The 19,553-nt window shown below is 39.8% G+C and carries 13 protein-coding genes; 9 read left to right on the top strand and 4 right to left on the bottom strand.

The annotated features are described in order from the left end of the window. Window position 1 precedes the first annotated feature (1 nt). Together CVD23_RS03910 and CVD23_RS03905 are read left to right on the top strand one after the other, a co-directional pair. Window positions 2-1,519 carry an aldehyde dehydrogenase family protein gene (locus CVD23_RS03910; RefSeq protein ID WP_101665248.1) on the top strand — a complete coding sequence of 506 codons (1,518 nt, stop codon included), beginning with the start codon at window positions 2-4 and terminating at the stop codon, window positions 1,517-1,519. A 49-nt stretch (window positions 1,520-1,568) separates the two neighbouring features. Then, entirely contained in the window at window positions 1,569-2,471 is a 903-nt protein-coding gene (locus tag CVD23_RS03905; RefSeq protein WP_101665247.1) for a 3-hydroxyacyl-CoA dehydrogenase, read from the top strand. A 240-nt stretch (window positions 2,472-2,711) separates the two neighbouring features. On the opposite strand, the gene CVD23_RS03900 is transcribed toward CVD23_RS03905, so the two are convergent. The 3 genes from CVD23_RS03900 to CVD23_RS03890 all read right to left on the bottom strand — a co-directional run bounded on the left by CVD23_RS03900 (window position 2,712) and on the right by CVD23_RS03890 (window position 6,278). After that, window positions 2,712-3,743 (bottom strand): ABC transporter permease, encoded by a 1,032-nt coding sequence (locus tag CVD23_RS03900; RefSeq protein WP_257987950.1) that lies wholly within the window; start codon window positions 3,741-3,743, stop codon window positions 2,712-2,714. After that, window positions 3,730-5,223: a sugar ABC transporter ATP-binding protein gene (locus tag CVD23_RS03895; protein WP_101665246.1), complete on the bottom strand. Its 1,494-nt coding sequence runs from the start codon at window positions 5,221-5,223 to the stop codon at window positions 3,730-3,732. Before CVD23_RS03895 ends, CVD23_RS03900 begins: the two co-directional genes overlap by 14 nt. A 74-nt stretch (window positions 5,224-5,297) precedes the next feature. Next, the gene (locus CVD23_RS03890) at window positions 5,298-6,278 is read right to left on the bottom strand and encodes an ABC transporter substrate-binding protein (RefSeq protein WP_101665245.1); all 981 of its coding nucleotides are present in this window, start codon (window positions 6,276-6,278) and stop codon (window positions 5,298-5,300) included. A 569-nt stretch (window positions 6,279-6,847) separates the two neighbouring features. Between CVD23_RS03890 and CVD23_RS03885 the strand changes: the two genes are divergently transcribed. The 5 genes from CVD23_RS03885 to CVD23_RS03865 all read left to right on the top strand — a co-directional run bounded on the left by CVD23_RS03885 (window position 6,848) and on the right by CVD23_RS03865 (window position 13,025). Next, window positions 6,848-7,678, top strand: coding sequence for a sugar phosphate isomerase/epimerase family protein (locus CVD23_RS03885; protein ID WP_101665244.1), 831 nt, complete (start codon window positions 6,848-6,850; stop codon window positions 7,676-7,678). Between the two features lie 247 nt (window positions 7,679-7,925). Then, window positions 7,926-9,068, top strand: a complete 1,143-nt coding sequence (locus CVD23_RS03880) for a substrate-binding domain-containing protein (RefSeq protein WP_219619906.1) — start codon at window positions 7,926-7,928, stop codon at window positions 9,066-9,068. A gap of 88 nt (window positions 9,069-9,156) precedes the next feature. Next, window positions 9,157-10,659 (top strand): sugar ABC transporter ATP-binding protein, encoded by a 1,503-nt coding sequence (locus CVD23_RS03875; RefSeq protein ID WP_101665243.1) that lies wholly within the window; start codon window positions 9,157-9,159, stop codon window positions 10,657-10,659. After that, entirely contained in the window at window positions 10,640-11,620 is a 981-nt protein-coding gene (locus CVD23_RS03870) for an ABC transporter permease (protein ID WP_101665242.1), read from the top strand. Before CVD23_RS03875 ends, CVD23_RS03870 begins: the two co-directional genes overlap by 20 nt. 217 nt (window positions 11,621-11,837) lie before the next feature. Beyond that, window positions 11,838-13,025: a Gfo/Idh/MocA family protein gene (locus CVD23_RS03865; RefSeq protein WP_101665241.1), complete on the top strand. Its 1,188-nt coding sequence runs from the start codon at window positions 11,838-11,840 to the stop codon at window positions 13,023-13,025. A gap of 183 nt (window positions 13,026-13,208) precedes the next feature. Here the strand turns inward: CVD23_RS03865 and CVD23_RS03860 are convergent, their stop codons facing one another. Then, window positions 13,209-15,272 (bottom strand): LacI family DNA-binding transcriptional regulator, encoded by a 2,064-nt coding sequence (locus CVD23_RS03860; RefSeq protein WP_101665240.1) that lies wholly within the window; start codon window positions 15,270-15,272, stop codon window positions 13,209-13,211. Window positions 15,273-15,537: 265 nt separating this feature from the next. Here CVD23_RS03860 and CVD23_RS03855 point away from each other — a divergent pair, with 265 nt between their 5' ends. Both CVD23_RS03855 and adhE read left to right on the top strand, forming a co-directional pair. Then, window positions 15,538-16,452 carry a sugar phosphate isomerase/epimerase family protein gene (locus CVD23_RS03855; RefSeq protein ID WP_101665239.1) on the top strand — a complete coding sequence of 305 codons (915 nt, stop codon included), beginning with the start codon at window positions 15,538-15,540 and terminating at the stop codon, window positions 16,450-16,452. Between the two features lie 387 nt (window positions 16,453-16,839). Continuing rightward, window positions 16,840-19,443: a bifunctional acetaldehyde-CoA/alcohol dehydrogenase gene (gene adhE, locus CVD23_RS03850; RefSeq protein ID WP_101665238.1), complete on the top strand. Its 2,604-nt coding sequence runs from the start codon at window positions 16,840-16,842 to the stop codon at window positions 19,441-19,443. Window positions 19,444-19,553: the final 110 nt, after the last annotated feature.

Below are 19,553 nucleotides of genomic sequence, written 5' to 3'. Positions count from 1 at the left end.
GATGGAAACATTGAAGGAACAGAAATTTGCAGCGCTTGATACAAAGCGGGAATTTTATCAATTAATTATAAATGGCGAGCGAAAAGACAGCTTGAATGGAGGGGTTTATACCGTTATAAACCCGGCCACAGGTGAAAAGGCAGCCGAAGTCAGCAAAGCATCCATTGAAGATGCGGAAGAAGCCGTTCGCGCAGCAAGAAATGCGTTTGACCATGGCAATTGGCGCCATTTTCCCGTCAATAAAAGGTCCCGGACACTAAATAAAATTGCCGGTATTATGAGATCAAGATTTAACGAACTGGTAGAATTAGAGATTTTAAATACAGGAAAGTCGCTGGCAGCGGCCCAGGGCCAGGTGATGCAGGCCATTGAAGACTTTGAATTTTATGCCGGTGCGATAGTTGGCCACCGTGGTGCTGTCAACAGTATGCCCGGATCCTTTCAAAATGTAACGGAAAAGGAGCCGGTCGGCGTTTGTGCGCAAATTATTCCATGGAACTATCCGTTAATGATGGCTGCCTGGAAAATCGCCCCGGCGATTGCAGCGGGTTGTTCGGTAATTGTTAAACCAGCGTCTCCTACTCCGTTAACAGCACTTGTCCTCGGCGAAATCTGCATGGAAGCTGGTGTGCCGGCAGGTGTTGTGAATGTCGTACCGGGTGCCGGTTCTGACGTTGGAAATTTTTTAGTTGAGCATCGTGATGTAGATAAGGTGGCTTTTACCGGCTCTACAGCCATTGGTAAGGATATTATGGCGAAAGCCTCGCAAACTCTGAAAAGGGTCACTCTTGAACTTGGCGGGAAATCACCTAATATCATTTTTGAGGATGCAGATATTGATGCAGCGGTTGACGGCTCGCTTTTTGGAATTTTTTATAACAGCGGCCAATCTTGTGAAGCGCGATCACGCCTCTATGTTCATGAGCATGTGTATGACGAATTTATCGCTAAATTTATTGAAAAAACAAAACGGCTGAGACTTGGGAATCCATTCTCAAAGGACACCCATGTTGGTGCCATTATAAACCGGGACCAGTTGAACGTGATCGACGGCTATGTAAAGTCTGCCGTCGCTGATGGAGCAACCGTCTTAACAGGCGGCAAGGAAGCGAAAATAGACGGCTATGAAAACGGATTTTGGTATGAGCCGACAGTTATTATAAACGTTAATCACGAAATGGAAGCAGTAAAAGAAGAAATTTTTGGGCCGGTAGCGGTTGTGATGAAATTTAAAGATGAAAAAGAAGCGATTCACTTGGCGAATGACAGCCAATACGGGTTGGGATCGGCGCTTTGGACAAAAGATCATGCCAGGGCAACACGAGTATCGAAGCAAATCGAAGCAGGGATTGTCATGATCAATTGTCCGTTTTCAGCGTTCCCCGGAACGCCTTTTGGAGGCTATAAGCAATCAGGTTTCGGACGGGAATTATGCATTGAAACATTGGACCTTTATACAGAAACCAAAAGTATGATCTCGTATTATGGCAGCCGGCCGCTAAACCCGTTTGCCCTTTAGTGGACAGCTAGCTCCGCTTTAATGTGAGCATTATTTTGAGAGGGGGGCAATGGAGTTGAGGAATGTCGTTGTGATTGGATCAGGAGTGATGGGGAGAGGGATTGCCTATGTTTGTGCTGTAGGCGGTTTCCTGACTACACTCGTTGATATTAAAGATGAGCAGTTGAAAAATGCCGAGATTGAGATCATTGGAATTTTCAACAAATCTCGTGAACGGGGAAAACTATCCACGCAGGAAATTGACGAAGCGAAGCGTCGCTTAACCTTTTCAATTTGTCTCGTTCAACACGTTAAAGAGGCTGACTTAATCATTGAAGCGGTTCCGGAAGTTCTTGATATTAAAAAGACCATTTTTGAAGTAATTGACCAGCATGCTCCCGGGCATTGCCTGTTCGCCTCAAACACTTCAACAATGAGTCCTACAGAGATCGGCTCGTTTACGAAAAGACCTGAAAAAGTGATCGCGATGCATTTTTTCAACCCAGTCCATAAAATGGCCCTAGTTGAAATTGTCCGCGGCCTTGAAACGAGTGACGAAACAGTTGAAGCGATCCGCGCTGCCGCTGGAACAATGGGTAAGGAAACAGTTGTCGTCAATGAGTTTCCCGGTTTTGTGACAAGCCGCATTAGCGCGCTTGTTGGCAATGAAGCGTTCTACATGTTGCAGGAGGGTGTCGGCACAGCGGAGGACATCGATAAAGCGATTAAACTCGGGCTCAATTATCCAATGGGTCCATTTGAACTGGGCGATCTTGTCGGTCTGGATACCCGCTTACACAATCTAAAGTATCTATATGAAAAGTTGGGAGAAAAATATCGCCCGGCACCGCTTTTGGAGCAATATGTGAAAGCGGGACGCCTTGGACGCAAGACGGGAAGGGGCGTTTACGACTACCGGTTCGAGAACGAAAATAAGTTTGAGAATACGAATGGCAAAAAGCAAAAGGAATAGGCAGTTGTGTATGATCGTATAATTGATATTCCCATTTAAATGATCTAAAAACGTAGATGGCAGACTTGAGTCTCATAGTGCCGTCTACGTTTTTTTAATGTAGCTTAAATATTCATTCGGTCATCACATAAGCAAAATATGTGGGCCATAAGTTTGAATTTATTTACCTGCAATGAAAAATAGTTTTTCTTTAGCAAATTTTTGCAACATTAGCTGCAATGATTATTGTTTTGAATTTGTCTAAATACTTGCGTCATTATTCAACCGTTTTTGGAGTAAAACTGCAACAATGATGATTGTTCCTTTCACTGCACCGACTAAGAATGGAGGGACGCCTAATAGGTTCATTGAATTATTAATGATCCCTAGTGTTAGCGTTCCGAACACCGTGTTAATAATTTTCCCGCGTCCTCCTGACATGCTAGTACCACCAATTACTGCAGCTGCGATTGCATCCATCTCATAAGTACTGCCTGAAGATGCTGAATTGATGCTGCCTAAGCGTGAAGCCTCAATAATTGCAGCCAGACTTACTAATAGACCGGAAACGGTAAATACAATCACTTTGATTTTATTTACTTGAATACCAGAAAGCATTGTGGCTTTTTCGTTACTTCCGACAGCGTAAATGTGACGCCCTGTAGCGATGTATTTTGTGAAGAATCCGATCATGATACTCAGACCCAGCCAATAAATGATCGGCATGGGGATGATTCCAAATAAGTCAGTGTTTGATATGGAAATAAATGCTTGCGACACTTCGCCAGAGACCATTATGCCTCCACCGTTAAAGAAATATTGGGATATGGAGCGGTAGATGATCATTGTTCCAAGGGTTACGATAAATGCGGGAATGCTAAACTTTGAAACTAATCCACCGGTAATTGCACCACAAACAGAAGAAGTTGCAATCCCAGCAATAATACCTAAAACAATACTTTGGGTAGCATTGATGACGGAGATAGTAACCAAACCTGTCAGGGCAAGTTGTGAACCTACGGATAAATCGATTCCACCGATAATAATGATAAGCGTCATGCCTAAGGCAATAATGCCAATTATCGAGTTGTTGCGCAGTATATTAATGATGTTATTAGCATTCAAAAAAGTCGATCCGCAAGTAATAATGGCTATTATAAAAAGTGTGATTAATGCGATCAAAGCACTGTTTTGGCTTGGAAATTTTTTTAAGTCAATTTTTTGGTTAGAAGTCTTTTTAAGATTAACATTGGTTATCATAACTGATTCACCTTCTTCATCAAAGAGTACCACCTGTAGAAATCACCATAATTTTTTCTTCTGAAGCATTACTGCGATCGAATTCTGTTTTTATTTCCCCGTGATACATGACGTAAATACGATCACAAAGCATTAGAATCTCCTGTACCTCACTTGATAGCACCACAAAACTTACACCAGATTCTGCGAGTTTCATAATAATATTGTAGATTTCCAGCTTGGCTCCTACATCTACACCTTGGGTGGGATTATCTAAAATGACAAGCTTGGGATTGGATGCCAGCGCTTTAGCTAAGACTACTTTTTGCTGGTTCCCTCCAGAAAGTCTGGTAATAGGATCGTTCAAATTATTCACTTTAATGTTGAAATCTTTCATATATTTTTGGCTTAAAGCTAACTCTTTGCGCTTATCTACCCAAAAAAAAGTACGCAATTGCTTGAAAACAGCAAGTGCCATATTTTGTGCCACAGAAAGGTCCTTTACAATACCATTTTCTTTACGGTTGTTGGGAAGATAGGAGATGCCAAGTTCTTTCGCTCTTACTGTGGAATTCATCACTTCAGCTTTTCCATGGACATATATTTGTCCATCATAATGGGAGTTACAACCAAAAATTGTAGAAAACAATTCACTGCGCCCATCACCCAATAGCCCGGTGATTCCTACTATTTCACCTTTATGTACTTTTAAATTAACATTTTTAAATTCTTGTTTACGGCTGAGATTTTTGGTTTCAAGAATCACATCTCCGCGCTCTCTGGGTACATACAGCTCATCATATGTTAAGGATTTTCCAACCATATGCCTGGCTAAATCATTTTCTGTGATATCACTTGTTATATATCCTGCAGCAACAACAGAGCCATCACGCATTACGGTATAGTCATCACAAATTTTCATGACCTCATTTAACTTGTGCGAAATAAAAATAAAACTGACGTTTTGCTCTTTTATTGAATCCATTATTTGAAAAATATGTTCTATTTCTGCCTCATTTAATGAAGCAGTCGGTTCATCCATGATGATCACTTGAGCATTTTGCATAAGTGCTCTTGCAATTTCAATAACTTGCTTATTGGAAGCGTTCAGCTCACTTACAAGGGTATTGGGGTCTAAGTCGACTCCCATGCGGTTCAGGATTTGATTTGCAGTATCGTACATAACCTTTCTATCTATCAGAATGCCTTTTTTTCTTTCTCTGCCTAAAAAAAGATTTTCATAAACATTTAGTTCATTGACTAGAGTAAGCTCTTGATGAATAAATAAAATACCGTGCCCCGCAGCACTTCCAGGGGAGTAAACATCTACTTTATTACCATTAATATAGACATCTCCCGCATCACCGTTGATGACGCCGCCCAAAATGTTCATTAATGTCGTTTTTCCAGTGCCGTTTTCACCTAGTAACGCGTGTATTGAACCTTTTTTTAAATTGAAATTGACACCGTGAAGCACTTTATTAGAATGAAAAGATTTTTCAATGGCTTTCATTTGTACGATATAGTCTGACATTATCCAGCACTCCTAACAATCAAAGTATGGAGTATAAGTAAAAGTTATACTCCATACCGTTTCGTTTTAGACAGTTAATAAGGGGAATTCTCGTCTAACAGGTCAGATACATTTTCACTTGTAACAATAGTTGGCGGGATAATTGTATCTTTTTCAACAGTTTTTCCTTCAACAAGATCCACTGCTGCCTGTATGGCATCTTTAATCATGTTCGGACTGTAAGTAGCAGTAAATAGCTCAGGTACGGTTGATTTAGCAATTTTGTTGAAATAAGACTGGCTGCCTCCAGCGCCAGATACATATTTAATGTCTGTGCGCTTTGCATCTGAAATCGCTTGCAAAATTCCAAGCGAAGATTCGTCGTCAATTGAGAAAATGGCATCCAGATGATTATTGGCCACCAAAGCATCAGTTGCCGCTTTTAAACCGGATTGTTGAGTAAAATCGCTAGCTGTTATATCTTTTAAAGAAATGTTTGGGTATTTTTCCTTCATAACAGCCTTAAAAGCCTCAACACGTTCTGTACTGACTGAACCGGAAGAAGGTACATTTAATACCGCAATTGAACCCTCACCATTAAGTTTTTTACCGAGGTAATCTGCACTGTCCGATCCAATCCCATCGTTGTCACCTGCAACATATGCAGAATAATCGGCAGCTACCTTGCGGTCAAACACAACTAATGGGATTTTTGCATCAACAATTTTTTGTGCCGCAACTGAAACCTCATCTGAGTGAGGCAGTAACACAACTGCGGAGCTGCCAAGATTAATCATTTCATCAATCTGATTCGCTTGTTCGTTTGCATTTTTGGAAGTAACAATTTTATAACCAGTACCATCTTCTAAACCAAGTTCTTTGCTCTTTTGCTCTGCAAAATAAGCGATACCAGCCATCCAACCGTGGTCTGCAGATGGGACAACAATTGCCAGGGGACCGTCCTTTCCTTTTTCAGCGGATGAATTTGATTTCTGCACAGGACTTGCCCCGCCACATGCTGTGAGTGTAAGGGCTACCAAAAAACACAAGATCAAAGCAAGTAAAATTTTTCTCATTTCTGTTCCTCCTACTATTTTTATAGTTTTGAAAATGCAAAAAAAGAGTCTGGTCAACCGAATTTTTATATATTTGCGCAAATTTTAACAACTTTGCTCATATTATGCTATATCAATACAACCGAGTCAATATGAAAATAAAAAAATATATTTTCATGGAGAGCGAGGAGTTATGTTTATTTAAAAATATAGGAAATGATTGTGCTCAGGTAATACAGAGATAACTTCCTTTCTATATCATTGCGATAGTGAGTGGTAAATGCGAAAACATAGAAGCGCAGAATTAAATTGTTACGAATTCCTGAAGTAAAAATATTAGTGTTATTTTTCTATTAAGTTTCCTTTATAAAATTAACAAATTAGATACAAGTAGAATAATATGCTGAAATTGATGAAAAATTGTATTGACACCATAAAATGGCGGTGCTAAACTCAGGATTGTAAGCGTTTTACGCAAATATAGTAAAACTTTTGCGTAAAACTTGTAAATTTCCCTCATAGAATCAAAGTTTTTTAGCAGCATTGAAAAGTGCAATTGGATTATTTCTATGTGAAAGGAGTATTTTAAAATGAATGTAGGTTACATGACTAATGCATTTGGCCCACTGGTTGGTGCTGGTGGCGGGGTCACTTCTGTCAAAGATGTCCGCTATGTCACGATGGGTGATGATGAAGAAGCTATTAAGGAGATTACCTCAATAGGTTTTAATCAAATCGAAATTTTTGATGGTAATCTTTCCAATTACGCAAACGAACCAGAAAAATTCACGGAATTGTTGGAAAAATACAAAGCTTCACTACTTGGCGTTTATATTGGCGCGAATTTTATATATGAGGATGCGCTGGAGGATGAACTTGATCGGATTGAAAAAGTAAGCGCTCTCGCGTCAACATTTGGCGCAAAGCATATCGTACTTGGTGGAGGAGCAGTTCGATCTAAAGGGATTTTAGATTCAGATTTTACTCTGCTTGCAAAAGCATTAGATAAAGCAAATGATGTAGTGAAAAAATATGGATTAATCGCCAGCTATCATCCACACCTTGGCTCAATGGTAGAAACACCAGAACAAATTCATAAGCTTTTTGCTTTAACAGATATTCCTTTTTGCCCGGATATTGCCCATCTTGTGGCAGGAGGAGGGAATGCGCTCGAGTTAATTAAACAATATTATGAGAGGATCCATTACGTGCATCTTAAAGATCTGAAAGAAGGGGCGTTTGTACCACTTGGTGCAGGTGAGATTGACTTAAAGTCAATCATTACATTCTTAAAAGAGAAAAATTTTGCTGGTGATTGGTTAGTAGAAATTGATGGGTATTCAGGTTCACCAACCGAAGCTTGTGAAACATCTTACAATTTTTTGCAAGGGATTCTCTACTCGTCCCATAGCCGGGCATAGTATGTTTTACAACTTAATCTGTAAAGGAGATGAAAATAAAGTAGACTGACTGACATTCGGGGCCCCTAACTTTGAGCTAAGTAGCTATTTCTGTAATAACGGAATAGCTCTCCTTAAAGAGACTAGTTTTAATAGTATCAGGTTATATATTGAGCTATTAAAACCAGTCTCAACAAAGGGTACATAATGATTGGAATGAAAACGTTTCCTAATAGAATGATCCTAATAAATGTACGGGGGAGTTTAAATGATGAAAAAATTAAGTCTGCTCTTATTGGCCGCAATTATGATTGTAGGTATTGCTGGATGTGGCTCAGATACCGCCAATACTGAAAAACAAACAACTAAAAGAACGACTAGTTCTGCTTCGACTGCTGCTCCGGGTGAAATCCAATCGTTAGGTCCTAATGGCGAAACAGCAGTATCTGCTGAGACACTCAGCCTTACCGATGAAGAAATTCAGAAAATAAAGTCTGGCGGCTATAAAGCTGCGATCAGTTTCCATTATGGCGGCAACGATTTTTCTTCTTCCCAATTAAAAGGACTAACAGACACGTTTAATAAACTCGAAATCGAAATTGTTGGTACAACAGATGCCAACTTCTCCGCTGAACAACAAGTTTCTGATATTGAAACACTGATGTCATTGGATCCTGACATTCTTGTCGCTCTTCCTACAGACGCCACTGCAACGGCAGATGCATTCCAGAGAGCAAGTGATGCTGGAATCAAACTTATTTTCATGGACAACATACCAACAGACTTTAAAGCTGGCGAAGACTATGTAAGTGTTGTTTCGGCTGATAACTACGGAAATGGGATAATTGCTGCAGATCTCATTGGTGAAGCACTGGACGGCAAAGGTAGAATAGGGGTCGTTTACTATGACGTTGACTACTTTGTAACAAACCAAAGGCTGGAAGCTTTTGAAAACACAATGGCGGAAAAATATCCGGACATTGAAATTGTTTCGAAAATGGGATTCCAGGACACTAACGATAGTAGTGAAGTAGCAGATGCGATGCTTACACAAAACCCTACATTGGATGCTATCTTTGCACACTGGGATATTCCAGCTGAAGGTATACTTTCTGCTTTGAGAGCTGCCGGGAGAGATGAAGTTCTTCTGAGCACAATCGACTTAGGGAACAACCTGGCCAAAGAAATTGCAGAAGGTAACGTGTTAGGACTCGGTGCGCAACTCCCATACGATCAAGGAGTTGCAGAAGCAACATTGGCTGCCTACTCATTATTAGGTAAAGAAGCTCCACCATATGTAGCTGTTCCTGCAAAACGTGTTGATCAAAGCAATATTCTTGAAGCGTATAAAGCGGTTTATCATGTCGATCCTCCAGGTTGGCTGGCTAAAGCTGCCAAAAAAAATAAATAACCATACGAGATAAATTATGAGTGATAAAACCTGCGGCTCTTTTAAATAAGATGCCGCAGACTTATTTTTAAAGAAATGAGTGGTGAGAATGAGCAAAGCTATTCTAGAAATGAAAGGAATTAAGAAGATCTTTGGGTCAGTGTCTGTATTAAAAAATGTAGATTTCTCTTTAGAAAAAGGCGAGATACATGCTTTAGTGGGGGGAAATGGCGCTGGTAAATCTACTTTGATGAAGATTATGACGGGTGTGTATATCGCTGACGGTGGTGAAATCTTTATTGAAGGAGAACAGAAGAAAATCCAAAATAGTAAGGACGCGAAAGAAAACGGTATTGCTATGATTTTCCAGGAACTTTCTTTGGTGCAAACGATGACTGTTGCTGAAAATATTTTTTTGGGCGAAGAGTTGACTAAGAGTTTTCTTCGAGATACTGAAACCATGAATGCCAAGACGAATGAAATCCTTGCAGAATTAGGTATTAGTATTGACCCAAACACTCCGGTCAATCAGTTGAGTGTGGGCATGAGCCAAATGATTGAAATCGCAAAGGCAATTTCCAAGAATGCCCGGATCCTGGTATTGGACGAACCAACGGCTTCACTTTCTGATACAGAAACGGCGCAGCTATTCAAGATCATGCGGGATTTAAAATCAAAAGGGGTGTCCATGGTCTATATTTCTCATAGAATGAATGAGATTTTGGAGATTGCGGATTCCATTACGATCCTTAGAGATGGTGCTTTGGTTACCTCAGATAAAATTGCAAATATGAATTTGGGAAAAATCATTTCTCATTTAGTTGGTGGTTCCTCACAGAATAAATTTGAGTGGGTGGAACGAGCTTATGACATGAATGGCGATGATTTGCTGGCTTTAGAACATGTACATATTAATGACAAAATTAGAGATATCTCTTTTTCATTAAAGAAAGGAGAAATATTAGGTATTGCCGGTTTGATGGGGAGCGGACGCACAGAGATTTTGGAAACTCTCTTTGGATTACGTAAAAAACTCGGCGGTACGATTCTATTCGAAGGAGAACCTGTTCAGATTAAAAGCATAAGTGATGCTATAAAAGCAGGTTTTGCATTGGTTCCCGAAGACAGAAGAAAACAGGGCTTGATATTAGATCATTCAGTCAAAGAGAATGCTATTCTTCCGATCCTTAACAAACTTACAAAAGGAAAGAGTAAGATTGTTGACGAAAATATGGCCAACCAATTGGTTGAAAAAGACATAGGGCAATTTAATATCGTGACAAGCAGCATTGATAAAAGGATCGGACTATTATCCGGTGGAAACCAGCAAAAAGTAGTAATTGCCAAGTGGTTGAATATGGATCCTAAAGTCATCATGCTTGATGAGCCGACCGCCGGTGTCGACATTGTTGCAAAGTCGGAAATTATTCAAATAATACGGCGGTTTGCGGATAAAGGAAACGGTGTTATTTTTGTTTCTTCAGAATTGACAGAACTGCTTGCGGTATGTGATAGAATCATAACTATTTTTGATGGCGATATTACCAGGGAGATGGTTCGAAAAGATATAAAATCTGAGGAGGAATTGCAGCATGCAATACAAACTAGCTGAAAATCATAAAAGATTGTCCATCAAAACGATTCAATGGAATAAATATATGGTTTATATAGTGTTTGTGGTTTTGTTCATTTTATTCGCATTTTTGCTTGGTGATAAGGGGTTTTTATCAAGTAACAATTTGCTGAATATTTTAAGGCAAACAGCGATGATCTCAATTATGGCCGTGGCAGGTACGTTCGTAATCGCTACAGGACAAATTGACTTGACTGTTGGTGCCACTGCTGCGATGAGTGCAATGATTGTATCTTTGGTTTTGCAAAGTACGAACTCCATTCTTCTTGCGATCATTTGTGGTATTGGTTTCGGTATTATTATCGGGGCATTCAATGGTTTACTCGTTACTAAGTTAGGACTGCCATCCTTTTTGGCCACTCTGGGTATGATGTTTGCCATCCGTGGCAGTGCTATGTGGATTACAGATACAGCAGCTGTTCCTATTAAAAATACTACATTCAATAACATTTTTGGTATCGGCGAAGTAGGTGGAATTTCTGTATTGATTTTATGGACAATCGCTTTTTACATTGTTGGTATTTTCATATTCAATAAAACTTCTTTTGGTAGACACACTCTTGCAACTGGTGGCAATGAGGTATCTGCAATCTACAGTGGTATCAAAACAGACAGGGTCAAAATGATTGTATTAATGATGTCTGGAGCGTTTGCTGCATTTGCGGGTATTCTTTATGCAGGCCGAATGCAGGCTGGTCGGTTTTCATTTGGTGATGGTGATGAGATGTCTGTCATAGCAGCTGTTGTACTAGGTGGTACAGCGATGAATGGTGGTACCGGTTCAGTGATCGGTGCATTGGTTGGTTCTGTTTTGATGGGTGTGATTAATAATGCGCTAATATTGGCTGGCTTAAGCACAGCCCAGCAAACAATTGTCAAAGGTTTGATTATTGTTGCAGCGGTTGCTTTGAGCAATTTAACCCAAGGAAAAAAGAAATAAAAATATAGAAAAATATAATAAAATTTTTAAGGAAATTTCAAATCACTCGCTTGACCACCATTTTTGTAAGTGCTATCATTATATCGAGGGAAAATTTACGCAAAAATTTAATGAGTAGAAAGAATTTGAAAAATCTCTAGATCCAATTGCAGCAGTCTGCAGACTTCATAGAAAAAATTTCACAGATTCAAAAACAAAATCTTAGGAGGACTTTTTTATGAAACAATTAAAAGTTGGACTTATTGGTGCAGGGTTTATGGGGAAAGCACACGTTGTAGCATACTCTAATATGCCGAAATTTTTCTGGCCAGCTCCAGCAGTGCCAGTATTAAAAACAGTCTGTGATATTGTTCCTGAAATCGCAGAGGAAGCAAAAGATAGATTTGGTTTTCAGCAATGGTGTACTGATTGGCAGGATGTGATTAACGATCCGGAAATTGATGTAGTCAGCATTTGTACGCCAAATAATGTGCATGCTCCAATCGCAATCGCCGCCTTGCAAGCTGGTAAACATGTTTTATGCGAAAAGCCAATTGCAAGTACAACTGAAGATGCTAAAGCAATGGCTGACGCTGCTGAAGAAGCAAAATCAAAAGGTATCGTGAGTATGTGTGCTTACCAGTATAGGAGAGTGCCTGCCCTTGTATTGGCTAAAAAATTCATTGATGAAGGTTCTATTGGAAAAATATTAAATGTTCGTGCTACATATTTACAAAGCTGGAGTGCTGACCCTGATTCGCCACTATCTTGGAGATTCAAAAAAGAAGTCGCTGGTGCGGGCGCATTAGGGGATATTGCAACACATGTAATCGACATATCTCAATATTTGGCCGGTGATGTCGAAGAAGTAGTATCGACTGTAAAAACTTATATTAAAGAAAGACCGGTTCAAGAGGGGGGAGTTGACCTCTTAGGTACTGTGAAACTCGGGGCTGACGCTAAGAGAGAAGCAGTGGATGTAGACGACGAGAGCTCTTTCTTGGTCAAATTTAAAGACGGAGCTGTAGGAAGTATTGAAGCTACCAGAAATGCCTGGGGAAGAAATAACTTCATTACTGTCGAGGTTCATGGAACAGAAGGTTCTCTATACTTTAACTATGAGCGTTTAAACGAACTGCAAGTTTGTTTCGCGAAGGATCCTGATGATAGACGCGGATTTAAAACAATTTATACTGGTCCGGCCCACTTCTATGGGGAAGTTACATGGAATATTCCAGGAATGAACATTGGTTATGGGGAATTGAAAACAATCGAGATGTATGAATTCATAAAATCAGTTGTAAGCGGAGAACAACCATCTACAAGCTTTGCAACCGGTTATAAAGTGGATAAGGTTTGTGATGCAGTTTTGAAATCTGCAGAAACCCGTCAATGGGAGCAAGTGAATAGCAGCGTATTAGTTTAATAAAAATATGTGTAACAACGGTTACTTAAGACTGAAGTGCAGTTTAGTAGGGAACGGGAGAAATCCTGTTCCTTTTTTTCTTTCTAAGCTAACATAAATGGGAGTATAATCAAAAAAGCTTGTAGAGAAGAATAACCTCTACAAGCTGAATTTATCTTTATAATAGAAAAGATAATCAAGCGTTTAATTTAGATCGATATATTTTAGATTTTCTTTTAATGCTTCTTTTATTTGAATGGGTGGTTCCTCTTTAAATACTTCCGTCCACGATTTGAGCAGATTTTCTGATGTCACGAAGAGTGGCTCTAAACCAATGAATGAAGGTACTTTTTTTCCGATAAGTGCATTTGCAGCTGCCAGAGCCATTGTTTGCCCCTGTTCATAAGGACATTGTGCGCCTATCATTTTTATCATACCGCCTTTGGCCATATTTAGAGCAATAGGGTACTCCAGATCAGAAGTCACAATTGCGACATCTGTACGATCGATATCAGTAAGGGCATGCATGGTTTTCATTGCAGGACCTTCCCAGGACGTATATATACCCTCAATTTCAGGATAGAGACTCATTAATTCGATGGTTTTTTTGTAAACTTCTTCTTCTGAATCGAATGATACATAACCACAGATTTTCAGTTCAGGGTATTCTTCAATAAGAATTTGTTGCGCTGCGTTATCACGCTGATTCGTAGCATAAAACTCTGCGCCATGCTTAATAAAGCCAATACTGGTTTTACCATGTTTTTTCATATATTCTCCGAGACCTCTGCCGACAATGCGTCCATGATTACGCTCATTGACAGAAACGCAGGCGACATAATCATTGGGTGTTAATCCGTTTGGAACGTTTGTAATTAATACAAGTTCTGTTTTGCTCTTTGCAACTTTTTTAAATGCATTGGCAGTTTTTTTATTGTCTGTCGGTATGCTGATCAGTACATCCGGCTCTAAAGTTAACAGACTTTCAAGCTGTTTGCTTTGCATTACGGGATCAAAATGGGCATCTGTGATTGCTATTAAGGATATGCCCAAAGAATTAAACACATCCTTAATTCCTTGCTCGTGCAAGCTCGTCCAAGCTTTACCCATATAATGAAATGATACAGCGGCGGTGTAATTACCATCACGAATTAACTTTTTTTCCGCATCAGAAAGTTGCAATAAGTCAGGAGATGCAGCTTTTTCTCCGAATGGACCTCTACCTATTCCGATTGTTGACTGCCTTACCCGAAGTTCAGTGGGAACAACTATTTTTTTATGTTCAACATGTGAAGCCAACTTTAGCTGAACTTCATCCTGGCTTTCGGTGGCGTTAATTCGTTCAAGAAGTATATCAACTGCCTCGTTAGCAATTTTTTCTGTCTCCTGAGCAACAGTCGTAATAGCAGGGGTATGTAACTGAGCCCATTCAAAATCATTAAATCCCACAACAGAAATATCTTTCGGGCAGTTGATATTGTGGTCTTTAATAAACTTAAATACCGACAGAATTGTATTATAATTAGCAGCAAAAATTGCAGTAGGCGGATTTTCTCCAAAAAGTAGCTGCTTTAATTTATCAAAGATTAAGTTTTCATCTATTAAATCACTTATGACATAGTCGGGATTATAAACAATTTTATTGTCTTCCAAAGCTTGTTTGAAACCGTTAATACGCTCCATGTTAGACTCAGAGTGTGGATCCCCACATATTAAAGCAATATTCTCGTGTCCGCTTTTAATTAAATGGTTAGTAGCCTTGTAAGCGCCTTCTGAATTATCGGAAAGAATCACATCTGCTCCAATTCCTTCTAACATTTTTCCGACCAGAATGATTGGTAGCTTAATACGACTGAGCAATTTTAAAATTGACTCTTCAGCTTTATCCAGAAAGACAATAACACCTGCTGCGTTTGGTTGAGCTAAAAGAAGCTCAGAATATAAATCAAGGTTCTGTTTCTCATGGGCGCTTACTGTGATCAAAGAATAACCGGCTTCATTGATTCTTTTTTCAATAAGTCTCTCTACTTCAAGTTGAATAGGGGTTTGTGTATCCGAGGCAAGAAGTACGATATATTTATGGTCTGTAGAAATAGTTGTAGACTTGCTTTTTTTTATAACGAAGTTAGGGGGGAATTCTAACGAGTTAATCGCATCCTCCACCCGTTTTGCCAACTCTGGACTTACATATCTCGTCTTGTTGACCACGTGTGAGACGGTTGCTGCAGAAACACCTGCCATTTTTGCGATATCAGTGATTGTTGCCATAAGCTATTCTCCCATCCTTACCTAATAGCCTTTATTTTGAGAAAAAATAGAAAAACGTATTTAACTGCGTATTATTTTAGCTTCCTTATTATATTATTGCATAACATAAGGTGTCAATAAACAATAAACTAGTAAAATGCTTAAAAAAATACTGTCAAATCATTGACTTTATATTCATGAAAGCGCTACAATATTATTGTTAAGAAAAATTTACGCAAATAAAGAAAATGGTTAATCGACTTTAATTAAAAAGGAGAGATAAACTATGAAACTAGGTTTTGTAAGCGCTATTCTGGATGATTTATCGTTTGAAGAAGTAATCGACACAGCAGCAGAGCTTGGATATGAGTGCGTCGAGGTTGCATGTTGGCCTAAAGAAAAAGCTACGAGGCGTTACGCAGGTGTTACACATATTGATATTGAGGGGTTGGATGATCACAAAATCCAATATATTAAAGACTACTGCAATAAGAAAAGTGTGGAAATATCAGCCCTCGCATATTACCCTAACACGTTGGATCCTGATATTGAAAAACGCACAAAATATGTTGAACATTTAAAAAACATGATTCGAACCGCTCCCCAATTAGGAATACATACAGTTACCACTTTTATTGGAAGAATTCAGGATAAAACAGTAAATGAAAACCTTAAAATATTTGAAGAAGTATGGACGCCAATAGTTAAACTTGCTGAAGATTGCGGTGTGAGGATTGCTATCGAAAACTGCCCTATGCTTTTCACTGTAGACCAATGGCCTGGAGGGCAAAACTTAGCGACTACACCAGCCATTTGGAGAAAAATGTTTGAATTGATTCCAAGCGCAAATCTCGGACTAAACTATGATCCATCACACTTTGTATGGCAGCATATTGATTACATCCAACCGCTTTATGAATTTAAGGATAAGATCTTTCATGTACACTATAAAGATATTAAACTTTACCCAGAAAAGCTTAATGAAGTGGGCATCATGGCTTATCCGTTGGAATATATGTCACCTAAACTTCCCGGGCTAGGCGATGTGGACTGGGGCAAGTATGTTTCTGCATTGTCAGACATCGGTTATGATGGTTACACATGTATAGAAATTGAAGATAAAGCTTTTGAGGGATCGGCAGAGGCTGTAACTAAATCTCTTAAATTAAGTTATCGTTACATAAGGCAATTTGTAATTTAGCAATTTTTGTTAATGAATCTCCTTGTCGATCTAGGCAGGGGGATTTTTATTGACTGTTCCGCGCAACCCGGTCTGTGAATAACATATTTTTATTGTAATCAAGAGTGAATAAAGCATGCGAGATTGCGGATTTATTCACTCTTAATTTTGTATATAATTAAATAAATATACTATAATATTCACTTTTGAAACTTCTAAACAAAGATTTTGGTAGCGTTTTCAAAAATATTTATCTATTTTATGAATATCATGCTCAACATTTCACAAAAAAGACAAACACATTTTCCAACCAATCAATTATAATAAAAGTGTAATAACAGGAATCATTATTTTTTTTAGTAGAACTTGTGAAATATTTCACAAACTAAAATTAAGGAGGTTTTTATGATGGCTTTAGATGAAAAAGTTTTAACTGATAAGCAAGCCGCCGCTCTAATGGTTGATGGTTTAGTTAAGAAAGCGCAAACTGCATTGAAGGAATTTAAGGCGTTTGACCAGGAACAAATCGATTCGATTGTTAAAGAGATGGCACTTGCCGGGCTTGATCAGCATATGCCGCTTGCCAAGCTTGCCGTGGAAGAAACGAAGCGGGGCGTCTATGAAGATAAAATCATCAAAAATATTTTTGCGACAGAATATGTTTACCATAATATTAAGTACAATAAAACGGTCGGAATCATCCATGAAAATGAACATGAAGGAGTAGTGGAAATTGCCGAACCTGTTGGTGTCATCGCCGGTGTTACGCCAGTAACAAACCCGACATCAACGACGATGTTCAAAGCGATTATTTCTATAAAAACGCGGAACCCGATAATCTTTGCCTTTCATCCATCCGCACAAAAAAGCAGCAGTGAAGCAGCGAGGGTCGTCCGCGATGCCGCGGTAAAAGCAGGTGCTCCTGAAAACTGTGTACAGTGGATCGAAGCGCCTTCGGTTGAAGCGACAAGGCAATTAATGAACCATGCGGGTGTTTCACTTATTCTTGCAACAGGCGGATCCGGTATGGTGAAATCAGCCTACAGTTCCGGTAAACCCGCCTTAGGCGTCGGGCCTGGTAACGTACCATGCTATATTGAAAAAACGGCCAATGTGAAAAGATCGGTCAATGACCTCATTCTTTCGAAGACATTTGATAACGGCATGATTTGCGCTTCAGAGCAAGCTGTCATCATTGACAAACAAATCTATGATGCTGTGAAAACAGAAATGATTAGTCATGATTGTTACTTCTTAAACAATGAAGAAAAACAAAAAGTTGAAAAGCTGGTAATCAGTGAAAATACTTGTGCAGTCAACCCTGATATCGTTGGCAAGCCTGCCTATGACATTGCCAAATTGGCAGGCGTCCACGTACCTGTCGACACGAAAATTCTTATTGCCGAGTTAAAGGGTGTCGGCCCGCAATATCCGCTTTCAAGAGAAAAATTAAGTCCCGTTCTTGCCTGTTATAAAGCGAACAGCACGGAAGAAGGCTTAACCCGTTCTGAAGAAATGCTCGAATTTGGCGGACTTGGCCATTCGGCCGTCATTCACTCAAACGATGATGCGGTCATAAGCGAGTTTGGTCACCGAATGAAGGCGGGCCGGATCATTGTCAATGCCCCATCATCACAGGGTGCAATTGGCGACATTTATAACGCTTATATGCCGTCTTTGACACTTGGCTGCGGAACATTTGGCGGGAACTCTGTATCCACAAATGTAGGTTCCATCCACTTGATTAATGTTAAAAAAATGGCGAAAAGGAATGTCAATATGCAGTGGTTTAAAATTCCGCCGAAGATTTACTTTGAAAAGAATTCAACCCAGTATTTAGCGAAAATGCCGAAAATCTCAAGAGCGCTTATTGTCACAGATCCTGGAATGGTTAAGCTTGGGTATGTTGATAAAGTTCTCTACTATTTAAGAAAGCGTCCGGATTATGTCCATTGTGAAATATTCTCGGATGTCGAGCCTGATCCTTCAATCGAGACCGTGATGAAAGGTGCAGAATTGATGAACAGCTTTGAGCCTGATGTCATTATTGCTTTGGGCGGCGGTTCTGCGATGGATGCGGCGAAAGGGATGTGGCTGTTTTACGAGCATCCGGAAACAGATTTTGGCGGCTTAAAACAGAAGTTTATGGATATACGGAAACGAATCTATAAATATCCGAACCTTGGCGGGAAAGCCCAGTTTGTTGCGATTCCGACAACATCAGGTACAGGTTCGGAGGTTACATCATTCTCGGTGATCACCGATAAAGAAAATAATATTAAATATCCGCTTGCTGATTATGAGCTTACACCAGATGTTGCGATTATTGATCCGCAATTCGTCATGACCGTTCCAAAGCATATTACGGCGGACACTGGTATGGACGTGTTAACACATGCGATTGAAGCATATGTGTCGAATATGGCGAATGACTATACAGACGGACTTGCCATGAAAGCCATCCAGCTTGTGTTTGAATATTTGCCCACAGCCTATCGAAACGGCAGCGATGAATGGGCCAGGGAAAAAATGCATAATGCATCAACGATCGCGGGAATGGCCTTTGCCAATGCATTCCTTGGCATCAATCACAGCCTAGCCCATAAACTTGGAGCCGAGTTCCAAATCGCACACGGCCGCTCCAATGCGATATTACTGCCGCACGTTATTCGCTATAATGCTGCTAAGCCGAAGAAGTTCGCAGCCTTTCCGAAATACGAGCATTTTATCGCCGATAAGCGGTATGCTGAAATTGCCAAGACACTCGGATTACCAGCGCGGACAACAGAGGAAGGTGTCGAAAGCCTTGTTCAAGCGATTATCAAGCTCGCCAAGGAGCTTGAAATTCCGATGAGCATCGAAACGAACGGCGTCAGCAAGGAAGTCTTCGAGCAAAAAGTAGACGAACTTGCGGATCGGGCTTTTGAAGACCAGTGTACAACCGCCAACCCGAAACTCCCGCTCGTCACTGAGCTGGCTGAGGTATACCGCCAAGCCTTTAAAGGTGTGTAAATTGAATGAAAAGCTTCTGAGAGCATGTTGCTCTCATAAGCTTTTTTCTGTTTATGCGTGCCCAGCAAGCCGTTAATTGCTAGTTGGTGAAAGTCCAACCCGAGTAAGTG

It is taken from the genome of Bacillus sp. V33-4 (genome assembly GCF_002860225.1).
Classification (GTDB): domain Bacteria; phylum Bacillota; class Bacilli; order Bacillales; family Cytobacillaceae; genus Bacillus_BJ; species Bacillus_BJ canaveralius.
The sequence above is the reverse complement of the archived record's forward strand: the minus strand, read 5'-3'. Positions and strand labels throughout refer to the sequence as shown.